Below are 13,457 nucleotides of genomic sequence, written 5' to 3' on the forward strand. Positions count from 1 at the left end.
CACATTAGAAATTCAAAAATGCAGAAAAAAAATATATTATGCAAGCATACTAGTTTGTGTTTCAATGAGCCGATTCTCCAGACCTGTATGGATTGCCGAAATTAAAGGGGAAAATGAATATAAAAATGGTTAATGATTAATACACCGGTAAGGTCAATCCCACGTTGTACGGAATCCAAGCAGCAAGACGGCAATCCCACAAAGGGGTATTTTGATGTCTCAATTTGTTGAAATCGATATAACGAACCAGCTTTTGATACGATTCGGATGGAATCCCCTGATACCGATCTACGAACTTGCGCTCTTTCGATTTTCCAGCGACCATAAAATATCCTAATACCTGCCGATCTGGCTTGTTTAAACAGGTCAAATTTCCAATGATTTGCGCGGGTATCTTATCAAAAATCCCACCGTCCAAGATACGCTGGTCTTCCTGGCGTTTCCAGTACTGATACGTCAATTTATCTACGTGGTAGACCTCCAGCTGTACAAACCATTCCGTAAAATCATCATAGGGAATCGGTTCCAAGGGTAAATCTATTTCTCGTCCATCTAAAAAGGTATCTTCCGCTAATATGGGTTGCGTATTTTGGGTTGCCTGCCAGCACTTATTGTAACAAATTGGTACTGGAGCCGGTGGCGGTGGAGGGCTAGGGCAAGTAGTCAAAAACTGAATGAAATCTTGGCGTTTAACAAAATAATAATCTTCCGTTCCGCGAGTATCTTGTAAACTGGCCTGCAATTTAAAATACATGTCCTTTACCTGATCAGCATTTTTATAGGTGGAAGTAAATGACTTCATCCCAACAGGTACTGATAGTTGCTGCCAATTCGATACAATTTCAAGTCCGTCTGCTGTCCTAATTTCTAAGCGATATTTCTTCCCAATCTGACCCTGAAATGTCGCTGGTGTTTGATACATTCCTTTTTGCATCTCTTTTAACGCAATGACTGACCCGCTATCATCCACAATCCGTACAGCCGCACCGGGAATCGGCTGCCCCTGAAATTCGGTAGGATCAAATGGCGAGTAAGCAGAAGTATAGTTTAAACGAACGGTATAAGGGCCAGCCAAATTTGACATCTCTCCATATACAACAAGCGCGTCACTCAAGTTTTTCGTCTTGAAATCCGTGATTTCCGTCTCACAAGAGAACAAACCCAATAAGCCCAACAATACCAATAATCTCTTCATCAAAATTTAAAATTATAGGTCAGGGACGGAATTGCTGCACCCAACACGGATAATTGATACGTGCGCGCTTGGTTTATCAAACCTGTGGATGACCTAAAAAAAATCGAATAGGCATTTTCTCGGGCTAAAAGGTTATAGATGGAAAAATTCCAACTACCCTGCCATCGTTTAGCTTCCTTCGGTTCAATTGTGAACCCAATATCCAAGCGCATGTAATAAGGTATACGCTCTTGGTTACGCAAGGTGAAACTGGGACTCGAATATCCGTCCAACAAGGGCTGTATACTTGTACCTGTCAAAGAGGTATTGCTTGAACTTCCATTTGAATTAGTGGAAGGAGCCAAGCCCGGCCGAGGAAAAATTCCACTTGCATATCCATAATCAAATAAATCATTGAACGCATATACCTTATAGCGGGCGTTCGGATAGGTTATCGGCCGGCCGGAAGTATAGGTAAAATTCGCATTAAAAGAGATTCGTTTAGATAAACGATTATTCAACACAAATTTAAAATTGTGCGGCATGTCAAAGTTGGCCGGAAACTCCTTCCCAAAATTGGCCGCCAATTGATTTTCGTTGGCTTCAATCAACCGAAACGAGCGCGCATAGGTATAGGAAATCCAACCTGTCAAACGTTTTCCCCGCGCCTTTTTCAAGAAAAACTCAGCCCCATAGGCACGGCCTTCCCCTACTAATAACTCTGTCTCCACCGTTGGATTCAAATAAATAGCGGCCCCATCGATGTAATCAATAACATGAGATAAACGCTTGTAATATACTTCTGCTGATGCCTCGAAAACTGCGTTTTGTGCATTGCTGAAATTTCTAAAAATCCCGATCGAATATTGATCGGCTACTTGTTGGGGCAAATAAGGATTTGAATTCTTCCAAATATCCACGGGTGATACTGCCATGGTATTGGACAACAAATGCATAAACTGCTGCATGCGGTTGAAACCCATTTTAATGGACGTATTGGTGTCCAATTTTATGGCGAATGACAATCGCGGTTCAAAGCCTCCGTAAGATTGTATTACATCGTTTGACAGAAAGCCTAAAGTGTCTGTAATTGCGTTTATGGCACGGGGTAAACCTGGTTTATAGCGATAAAACTGCTGCGGACCGCGTAATTGATAATAAGCATACCTTAAGCCAACATCCAGACTGAACCGCTTATTAATCTGCAGGTTATGCCCAAGGTATACAGACATTTCACGCGAATATTCCGCTTGCATGGGAAAAGTATTCACAACAGAATTGTTTGTACTAGGCTGAAAAGTTCCGGCATCATTCCGGTAAGCTGTAAATTCTACTCCAAGATCACCCCGTCCCCACTTTTTCAAATCAAGGCTTAGATCTTCCCGCAGGGTCTTTTGAGCAATCGACGGTCGCCAAATAAACTCATAGCCTGATTTCAAGCCCTCAATACCATAAGCATATTCACTCGCAAAGGCAATGAAATGATGTGACCAATTTCGCCATAAGGCAACATGTTGAAAGCTTAAAGTCTTGGTTTGCCAAGCATAAAGGGTATCTGCCGCAAATTTGAAACCGTCATTACTAACATAAGCAGATAAGGAAAAACGCTGGTTTCTACCAATGCGGTGCGTCAATTTGACATTGACATCATAAAATTTGGCTTTACTTTTTTGAAGCGCTGGATTGGGAAAATAACCCAAATAAAAATCTGACAGCGACCCTCGGGCACCCAAAATCAAGGACGTTTTCCCCTTACTCAATGGCCCATCTACTAACAGTCGACTGGAAATGGGACTAATTCCCCCTTGAATTTGCCATTTTTCAAAATCACCTTCTTTCATGCGCACATCTAACACGGATGAAGCACGACCTCCATACTTACTTGGAATTCCTCCTTTGTACAAACTCAAATCTTGCACCATGTCGGCATTAAAACTCGTAAAAAAACCAAATAAATGGGAAGTATTAAACAGCGGCACTCCATCTAGCAAGACCAAATTTTGGTCCACGTTACCACCTCGCACATTAAAGCCGGAAGCCCCCTCTCCCACGGTTGAGACACCGGGAAGCAACATGATGCTTCGAATCACATCTGCCTCTCCCATCAAATTGGGCAATTTTTTCAGCGTCTTACTGGTCATCTTTTCCACCCCCATCAAGGTTCTGCTCACATTGGCATCTGACTTCTCCTCCGATATGACCACTTCATCTAACATTTGTTCCGACTTCTCTAAATAAATCGAAATCCGTATATTTTCTTTTAAATCAATTTTACTCGATTTAAATTTATACCCAAGGCTGCGAAAAACCGCTTGATAGGAACGGGAAGGCAATGTGAGTGAAAAATACCCAGATGAATCCGTTCTTGCTCCAATTGTAAGACCAGAAAAAAAGATAGAAGCCCCTTCGATAGGAGTCTTTGTTTCGTTATCTTGGATCGTTCCTGAAAAAATGAAATTCCCTTTTTTTTGACCCAAGGTGGCAAAGGATAACAGAAAACAATACACCAGTAATACCTGTTTCATCGCTTCTGATTTCGTAAAATCAAAACTCCTTTTGCTTGTTTCCAAGCAGGGTCAAAGCTTCCTTCTGGGAATTTAGCGACGGCATGACTGCCCAAAGTGATATCAACATCTCCATCCCCGTCTAGATCACCTACATCCATCACCGACCAGCGACCAAGATGCTGAATAGGTAAACTCTTTGTCTGGAAAGTATTACCCATATTTTCCAAATACAAAAATCCTTCTTCGCTTCGTTTCTGAACATCCGGAAAAAGAGCAATGGAAACTAAATCTTGATCTCCATCCATATCAAAATCAGAGGCCAGTACTTTCGTGGCGCCATTTTGAGGAAAAAATGCGCTCTGTTTAAACTGAAAATTCCCTTGATTACTGAATACATAAATACCATGATAAGGCTTCAAAACCGTAGAAAAATCAGCATTGTCTCCAGCTGTACAGACTATATCCCAATCTCCATCTTGATCCAAATCCGCGATATCAAAAGAACTAGTTCCATAAATAGGAGGAAAACGCAATAGGATTTTACGACGAAACTGTAGCTTACCTTGGTTCAAATAAAGGATTATCCGCTCATCTCCTTGAGCAAACAAAGCCAGCATATCTTGTTTCCCGTCTTGGTTAAAATCCTTTATAATAACTCGAGTAGCCCCAGTTTGCGCCTCTACTACTTGTTGCGCCCAAGTCCCTGATTTCCCTTTTTTCCAAATGGACAAGCCCCCCACTTGAAAGCCAAATTCACAAGAAACCAACTCTTCATCAGAATCTTCATCCATATTGGCAGCACTCACTTGCAATGGCCTATTTAAGTTTTTTAAATCCTGTTGATTGACCAGCGATTTGTTGGAAGCAAATGTCACCAATTGGCTTACACCATTCACATTGGGATTCGCCTGGGTCGTTGTGCCAATGTAGGTGAAACGGTATTTTCCAGCACTCCCATCCACATGGGTTAAGGCATTTTGGTCCTTCCATTGCTGAATAGCTTTCCCTTGTTTATCCAATAACCAAATGATACGGTTCGACTGGTCTCCAGCGATGATCTGTCGATGAGCCCCATCTATTTTTATTGCGGTAAAATTAGGGAAAGTTCCTCCTTCCAATTTCACAGGTAAATCTTCCACAGTAAACAGGTTTTTAAGTGGAGTAACTGGATTGGGTTTTGTTTCAGGAAATTTGGCAGGAGATTCCGCTAAATAGTAAGCCTTTATCTTATCCCAATCTTCGTCGGAAATGAGGGCTTGAGGAGATTTTAACATGGCATAATCCGACAAAGGCTTCTGCAATTGATCTATTTCTTTCTGAACCCCCATGAGTGTTCCCATGTATGGCAAAGTACTGTATTTCCAGACATTGTTGGGCAATACATCAGGACTTGGCAATGCATGGCAAGTAGCACAATGTTTTTGGGCTAATGCCTTACCCTCGGCCACTTGTGTATCTTGACAACTCCATTGGAATAGTGAAATATACACGACAGCCAAGCCAAGTAGGACCCTAAAGCATAGGGGCGAAAACCACAAAACAAGAAGTCTATCTTGGTTAAGCCCCATGGATTATTTCAGCTTTTTGAATATTTGCAATTGGTCGTTATTCCTACTCACCAAATATAATAGTCCCTTCGCCGTTTTGATTGGCTTGATATCTCGTATGTCGCCCTCTAAGAGTAAACCTGTATCGGTTGGAACCAAGGCTTTAAAATCTCCTCGACCATTTCCGGCTAAAATCAGTCCGAAGAATGCGTCATATCGAGCCTGATACATGGATGCTCCATTAAAATTTCCGCCAATAATCACATCTAAATTCCCATCCTGATTCACATCCTCGGTCTTGATCACCATGATTTTGGATACTTGGGCCAGGCTTGGCAAATCCTTTCTTTTAAACTTGCCTCCACCTAGGTTTTCTACGTAAATAGATTCAAAGGTATTAATTCGTTTTTCGAGAGCTCCTTCCAGCTCCTCCTTTTCAAATAGTTCATCAATGCTTAAACCCGCAAATTTCTTATAATCTGTAAAGCGTTTATTGATGATGCTTGGAATCTGTTTCCCCATTTCATCTTTACTGTTGATCGGATACCATGTATCTTTTCCAGCTCGGTTATAGGAAACAATATGTTCTTTGGTTTCATTATGATCAATATCCTTAATCAACATCTTCAGCTCTCCACCCGGATCTCGTCGTAGCTTGGAATTGGTTCCCAAATTACCCACCACTAAATCCATATCGCCATCTTTGTCGAAATCTCCCACACTTAATCCTCCCCAGAAGCCTGTCAAATCCGACAATTCATTTTCCTTCAATGTCAGTTTTCCGCGGTCATAATAAAACATTTTAATGGGCATCCAATCTCCGATGACTACCAAATCTTGATCCCGGTCATTGTCTAAGTCGACCCAAACGGCATCAGTGATCATACCTGCTTCTCTTAATTCAGGTGCTAACAACTGTGTTTTGTCCGTAAATCTCCCTTTCCCATCGTTGATCAATAAATAGGATTTAGGAGAAAGGCCATACTGATAAGCCAAAACCCGCCCACCTACAAACAAGTCTATATCCCCATCTCGGTCAAAGTCGATAGGTCGAACAACCGATTTATTATCAAACATGGGTGGTAGAGCCGCCAAATTACGCGTGAAGTTTCCCTTCCCGTCATTGATGTACAAGCGATCAAATTGCTCAGGCATGTTGTCATAAAACTCATTACCCCCGCTAACCACATACAAATCTAGGTCTTTGTCTCCATCTGCATCAAAAAACAAGGCATCCACATCCTCTTGCAAAGAATCTACTAAAAATGCTGTTTGCTTTGAAAGCACAAATCCTGTACTATTTTGTAAGTACAATTGTCCAGCTTGGTATTTGGCCCCTCCTACATAAAAGTCGTCTAATCCATCTCCATTGACATCACCAAGGGCCAATTTTGGCCCCTCGATGGACACTTTGAAAGGAATCAACAATTCGCGGTTAAAGTCGAAATAGGTGTTTTCTTGATGCTTGTAAGGAATATTCATAACCTTACTCATCTCTTCAAAAAGAGGCTTGGGCTTGGTCACAAATGAAAAATCTTTTACCCAGATAGTCGCATTTTTTTGTTCGACTGTCAAGGTCGTATTGATGCTAGGCTTGGTCAAGATTTGCATTTTTTCATTCTCCCATATTACCAATACCGAGTCTATTTGAGTTAGTTTTCCTATTCCAAACAACAGACTTGGCTCCACCGAACTCATAAATCCTCGAGTGGGTACTAATTGTTGCAATTGTTGACCATCTTTGGTTTTCAGAATAACCTTGGCCCCAATTCCAAAGGTGTTTTTACCTGAGCCCTTGAATTTGATTTTGATGTAATTATTCTTTAATAACTGTCGGGCATTATTTTGATAGATTCCTGCTGCCTCATTCAGGTTATTCGTAATTAAGTCCAAATCGCCATCATTATCTAAATCCGCATAAGAACTTCCATTGGATATACTAGCTGCTTCAAAACCCCATGCTGTAGATTTATCCTTAAATCGTAAATCTTTAGAACCTTGAAAAAGGTAATTGTGCCACTTTCCGCTAGGCATTAGATCGATGGCCTTTTGATCCAACTGATGCGAAGTGGGTAGACCATAATGCAAAGAATCTCCAATAACAAATTTGAGGTAATCTAAGTCATTCGGTCTGCGTAAAATACCATTGGAAACAAAGATGTCTTTGATGCCATCTCCATCATAATCGGCCATCAAAGTACTCCAAGACCAGTCGGTGGCAGCTACCCCCGAAGAAACAGCCACGTCACTAAATTTCTCCCCACCCATGTTTAACTGTAGGCAGTTGCGACTATACTGATTGAAATAGCCAAATTGTAATTTGTATAAATAAATATCTAATGGATCTTCTCCTACGGATGATTTTTCTACTTTTTCATCTTCTGGGTACATATCCAAGGTCATAATATCTTGGTATCCGTCGTTGTTGATATCTGCAATATCTGAACCCATAGAAAAGCGACTCAAATGCTTAAAATGCTCTTTGATACCCTCATGAAAAGTACCATTTTTCTGGTTGATGTAGTAGTAATCATCTTCATGAAAATCATTACTTACATAGATATCCATCCAACCATCATTATTCAAATCAGCCACTGATATTCCCAATCCATAGCCCATGGCTGCTTGGTAAATTCCTGCTTCTTTGGACACATCCACAAAACGCCCACCATCATTTCGGTATAGATAATCCCCCGCTTCATTGTCTTTCAGCATACGGGTATTTACACGGTCATAGGAACGTGTATTATGAACGGCATGATTCAATAAATAACAATCCAGATCCCCATCTTTATCGTAATCAAAAAAGGCGGCTTGAGTAGAAAAGCCTGTAAAATCCAAACCAAACTGACTCGCTTTTTCCGTAAATGTTAGGTCTCCATTATTGATGTACAATTCATTGGAACCTTCCATTCCTTTGAAATTACCTACGGCACAAACATAAATATCCAGCAAACCATCACCGTTGACATCAGCCATGGTTACACCCGTTTTCCAATCCGAAAATCCTTCGATGCCTGCCTTTTGAGAGATATCCTCAAACTGCATGTTGCCTTTGTTCAAATACAATTTGCTTTTCCCTTGATTTGAAACAAAAAATAGGTCAACTAATCCATCATTATTGATGTCGCCAGATGACACCCCTCCCCCATTATAAAAATAGAGGTAATCTAAAATATTAAAATCTTTCGTTTCAGTAATCTGGTTGATGAAGTTGATGTTGGTTTGACTAGGATCCAATTTCTCAAACAACACCACATCGGAATCATTCGTCCGACAAGCGAACAAGATATAAGATAAAAAAAGGGCTACTAAGGCTTTATTCACTACTTTCATGTAAAAAAAACAGGTCATTTATTCCATTGAAACAACTGAGCGGCTTCATTGTTTTTGGCTAAAACCAGTAAGGTTCCTTGTTTTGCCGATTTAATTTTGGCCATATTTCGAACCTGGCCTAAGGTCTTAAATCCAGAATTTTTGGATGTAAGCACATCGAATTTTCCTTGACCTTTTCCTAAAAGAAGAAGGCCATAATTGGCATCAAACCTTCCCCATTCTGGAAGAGTATCAAAGAAATTTCCGGCCAAGAGTATGTCCAGTTTGCCATCTTGATTAAAGTCTCCCGTTTCTATCGCTTTAATCGGAGAAAACTGTGCTTCCACCGGCATGGCCGCCAAGGTGAAATGACCTTTCCCATCATTAATCATAAAAGAAGAAGAAGTAGTCGTTATTTTTTTGGTCACCATATCTTGTCGCTGATCTTCATCAAACAATTCTTCTATGGTCTTATTGGCATAATCCTTGTACTTGATAAATTTCTTTTTAATCAATGGCAAAGCACGTTGAATTTCACCTTTAAGCACCATCGGATAGGTATTACCATCTTCTGTGATGCATGAAATGATTTGTTCATAGCTACCATTTTTGTCAAAATCGTTTATATGCAAAAAGGCCGGTTTCTCTACTGTGGCTTTAATCTTAGAGTTCAATCCCAAATTTCCTACGATTAAATCCATATCTCCATCACCATCAATATCCGCTGACTTCATGGAACTCCATAAACCTTCAGAGCCCTTCACATCTTCCATCAAGCTAAGCTGTCTTCCTCGTTCATTTTTAAATACCTTAATGGCACCCCAATCTTGAGCAACCACTAAGTCCAAATAATGATCTCCATTCACATCCACCCATTCGGCATCGGTAACCATACCCAGCGCAGATACATTTGGCAAATAACGCTTACTTTGATTTTTAAATCCACCTGTGCCATCATTGACATACAAATTACTCACAGGATTCAAGCCATATTTAGTGGAAAGCATGCGAGAACCTACAAATAAATCGAGGTCTCCATCATGGTCAAAATCTCCAGCAGCCACAGATGATCCATTTTCATTAATCGCTGGAAAGCGAGTATCTCGTTTAAACTGTCCTTTACCATCGTTTAAATACAATAAATCATGCAATTCAGGAGCATTGATCTCAAATTCATTACTGCCTGTTACTACGAACAAGTCTAAGTCACCATCTTTATCCGCATCAAAAAACAGCGCATCTGTATTTTCGGTGGTTCTGTCAAAAGCAAAATCAGCTTGTTGAGATTCTTTAAATGCACCAGAGGATTGCTGGATAAATAGTTTTTTATCCTGACCAGCCGCACCCCCCAAATAAATGTCATCCAGTCCATCTCCATTCACATCACCCACAGCCATGGCTGGTCCCATGGTAGAAAACTTTTGTTTCAATAATACGTCTCGGTCGTAGTCGTTGAAAATACTTTCTTGATGTACATAATTCAATTTACCAGAAGTCACATCTGCAAAAAGCAAATGCTTATTAGCTTCCTTCATGAACCACTTATCCTTGGCAGCTGATTGATTCAAAACGACCAATTGATCTACTTTGACTGACTTAATCACTTGATAGGAATCATCGGGCCAAACTACTTTTAGCGAATCAATTATTGATTTATTTCCGAGCCCAAAGACCATTTGATGGTCACAGGAAGACTGAAACCCCCGGTTAGGCATTTGTTGTAAAATTCTAGTTTGGCCTTGCTGATAAACTGTCACCGTAGCGCCAATTCCATTTAAGTTTTTTGCTTTGCCTTTGAGCGCAACGCGTAAAAAATGGTGCTTCAGCTTTTCGGTAGATTTATTTTTATAAACAGACAAAGGGGAATTCACATTATTCACGACCAAATCCAAATCACCATCATTATCTAAATCTCCGTAGGCCGAACCATTGGAAAATCCTGGACCTTCTAAACCCCAAGCTTTCACTTGATTGGTAAATTTTAGATCTCCTTGATTTTGGTAGGCATAATTTGGAATCGGTACCGAAGATATCTTATCGGTAAACTCTTTATAATCAAATTTCTTCCCATTCAGCATTTGTTGCATGGTGTTTCGGTCACCTAGAAAATCGACAAAATCCTGATCTGTCAAATCTTTGGCGATTCCATTGGCTACAAAGATGTCTTTTTTGCCATCATTGTCCATGTCAAAAATCAATGCTCCCCAGCTCCAATCCGTGGCATGTACTCCCGACAATTGGCCAATTTCACTGAAGGTTCCATCCCCATTATTTAAATGTAGGTTGTTTCGCATGTATTGATGCCAAAAACCTTGTTTCAGCTTCAGTTCCATGAGGTTATAGCCTTCAAAAATACTGGTCGTTTTTAAGCGACGATCATCCCCTGGCAACATATCTGTTACAAAAATATCCAGGTTCCCATCGTCATTGATATCCGCAATATCTGCTCCCATGGAGCTTAAGCTAATGTGGGGCATTGATTTCTCTAAGTCTTCCTTGAAAGTGCCATCCTGTTGATTGATGTACAAATAATCCCTTTCATAAAAATCGTTGGAAATATAAATATCTGGCCAATTGTCATTGTTGACATCGCCAATGGTGATTCCTAATCCAAAACCAATCAAACTTCCGTAAATTCCAGCTTCTTCTGAAACATCGGTGAATTTGATCTGACCCTCGCTATCATTTCTGAATAGTTTATCTCCTCCTAATTTATCGCGTTGTTCACGCAAATTCATATACCCTAATTTACCAATCGGAGTGAAGCTATTGTTGAGCAAATACATATCTAAATCCCCATCGCGGTCATAGTCAAAAAATGCCGCATGGGTAGAAAATCCACCATCTTCCAAGCCTGCCTCTTTGGCTATTTCCTTGTACTGAGGAATCCCCGCTTTAATGCCTTGGTTAAGATAAAGCTGATTCCCGCGTTGATCTCGTGAGCCTGAATTACACACATAAATATCCATCAGTCCGTCGCCGTTGATATCGGCAAAAGTGACACCGGTGGACCAAAATTTCTTTCCCGTAATTCCTGCTTGCTGAGAAATATCCTCAAAATGCATATTGCCTTTGTTGAGGTACAATTTATTATCCTCAAAATTGGATGTCACAAATACATCAGACAATCCATCGTTATTAACATCTCCGATGGCAACGCCTCCTCCATTATAAAAATTTCGGTAATTAAAGATATTGAAATCTTTTCTATCCAAACTTCGATTGACAAAATCGATCCCAGTTTCGGAAGCAGGTAGTTCTTCGAATAACGTGTCTTCTTTGGTAGAACAAGAAAACAGGACAATTGAAAAAGAAAAAAACAGGAAATACTGCTTCATGCTTAAGGATTTCTAATTAGGGCTGCAAATTACAAAGGGAATAGACAGAATAAAATAAAAAGGCAGAACCAGGGGCTCTGCCTTTTTATCATTAAATTATAAATTAATACCCAGGGTTTTGTTTCAACAATGGGTTCGCGTCAATACGTGGTTGAGGTATTGGGAATAATTCACGCGATTTATCCGTTACTTTCATGAATTTACGAACTTGAGAGAAAGTTCCGAAACGAATCATATCGTTACGTCTCCATCCTTCCCAAGCAAACTCACGTCCACGCTCAGCTAAAATATCTTCAGCTGTAATCGCTTTTAATGGATCTACACCAGAACGAGTTCTGATGGTATTCAAGTCAGCTAATGCCTGAGCCGTATTTCCTAAACGGAAAGCAGCTTCAGCACGCATCATGATCGCATCTGCCAAACGGAAAACAACGTAGTCATTCGACTGGTCTCCATTCGGGTTATTGCGTTGGATCTCATATTTCTGAGAACGAATACCCGCAATTTGGAATTCAGGATCCGCATCCGTCATCTGATCTTTTTGGAAATCAGCTACGAAAGCCAACGGTGCTCCTTTAGCGTCCGTCAAAGGAGCTCCAGAAGCAGCAAATTGCTGACCTTTGATCCACATCGATTGACGCAAATCTTTGGATTCAAATGAGTTATAAAAATCTGCTAAAGTACAGAAACCATTCCAAGGTGAGTTACCTAAACCGTATGTCTGCTGGTTCGCATAGTGTAGGGTTCTCATTTGGAAGTTCATACCACCTGCTTTGAAGCTATCAAAAGGAATAGTCCAAATATTCTCGCCTGAACCTTGGTTCTGAACAATGAAGTTAGAGGCCGTAGAAGATGATAAGCTGTAGTTGTTAGTTGATTTAATGACTGCATCAGCAGCATTAAAAGCACCTTGCCAATCCGCAGTTCCAGAATAAACAGCAGCATTCAACTTCAACTTGGCTAACAAAATCGTCGCTGCATCCTTTGTCATACGAGAATATGCCTTACCTGCAACTAAATTAGGAATCGCAGATTCCAATTCAGATTTGATGAAAGCGTACACTTGAGCACGTGGCTTAGTATCACTTTTCGAAGTAGGGTCGGTGATAATAGGTACATTACCAAATGCGTCAATGGCCATGAAGTAATAGAATGCACGGATAGCACGAAGCTCATCCACCGCTTTCTGATTTGTTTTTACAACTGGAATCAATTGATTCACTTGAGAAATGTTACCAAAAATGAATCCCCACATACCATTGATAGGACCGTGTTGTGGAGTCCAAGTATGACGTGAATAAGCTAACCAATCTCCTCCATCGTACCAGTCACCACCACGGGTAGGTACGATTAACTCATCAGAAGACGCTTCACTAGGATTGAACCAATCCCAAGTAATACCTCTCAAACCTCCATAAGCAGGTCCAAGTGCCGCCGCAATCTGTGCATCCGTTTTCAAGAATTGATCTGCCGGAATAGCATCATACACTGGCTCAGTTAAATCTGTACAAGACGATAGGGCTAACGATGAAATTACACCTACTGAAAGTACTTTATATATGTATTTTTTCATATT

General features: G+C 40.5%; 6 protein-coding genes. All 6 read right to left on the bottom strand.

Going from position 1 to position 13,457, the window contains the following annotated elements:
- Positions 1-136 precede the first annotated feature (136 nt).
- The 6 genes from U0R11_RS01175 to U0R11_RS01200 all read right to left on the bottom strand — a co-directional run bounded on the left by U0R11_RS01175 (position 137) and on the right by U0R11_RS01200 (position 13,454).
- Positions 137-1,195 (bottom strand): DUF4249 domain-containing protein, encoded by a 1,059-nt coding sequence (locus tag U0R11_RS01175; RefSeq protein WP_406749419.1) that lies wholly within the window; start codon positions 1,193-1,195, stop codon positions 137-139.
- Positions 1,195-3,699, bottom strand: a complete 2,505-nt coding sequence (locus U0R11_RS01180; RefSeq protein ID WP_406749420.1) for a TonB-dependent receptor — start codon at positions 3,697-3,699, stop codon at positions 1,195-1,197. The genes U0R11_RS01175 and U0R11_RS01180 overlap by 1 nt, the downstream gene beginning before the upstream one ends.
- The gene (locus tag U0R11_RS01185) at positions 3,696-5,171 is read right to left on the bottom strand and encodes an FG-GAP-like repeat-containing protein (protein ID WP_406749421.1); all 1,476 of its coding nucleotides are present in this window, start codon (positions 5,169-5,171) and stop codon (positions 3,696-3,698) included. The genes U0R11_RS01180 and U0R11_RS01185 overlap by 4 nt, the downstream gene beginning before the upstream one ends.
- An 81-nt stretch (positions 5,172-5,252) precedes the next feature.
- Positions 5,253-8,564 (bottom strand): VCBS repeat-containing protein, encoded by a 3,312-nt coding sequence (locus U0R11_RS01190; protein WP_406749422.1) that lies wholly within the window; start codon positions 8,562-8,564, stop codon positions 5,253-5,255.
- A 14-nt stretch (positions 8,565-8,578) separates the two neighbouring features.
- A complete protein-coding gene (locus tag U0R11_RS01195) occupies positions 8,579-11,881 on the bottom strand; it encodes a VCBS repeat-containing protein (protein ID WP_406749423.1) in 3,303 nt (1,100 codons plus the stop codon).
- Between the two features lie 103 nt (positions 11,882-11,984).
- The gene (locus U0R11_RS01200; protein ID WP_406749424.1) at positions 11,985-13,454 is read right to left on the bottom strand and encodes a RagB/SusD family nutrient uptake outer membrane protein; all 1,470 of its coding nucleotides are present in this window, start codon (positions 13,452-13,454) and stop codon (positions 11,985-11,987) included.
- Positions 13,455-13,457: the final 3 nt, after the last annotated feature.

The organism is Aquirufa salirivi, from assembly GCF_045310485.1.
Taxonomy (GTDB): Bacteria; Bacteroidota; Bacteroidia; order Cytophagales; family Spirosomataceae; genus Aquirufa; species Aquirufa salirivi.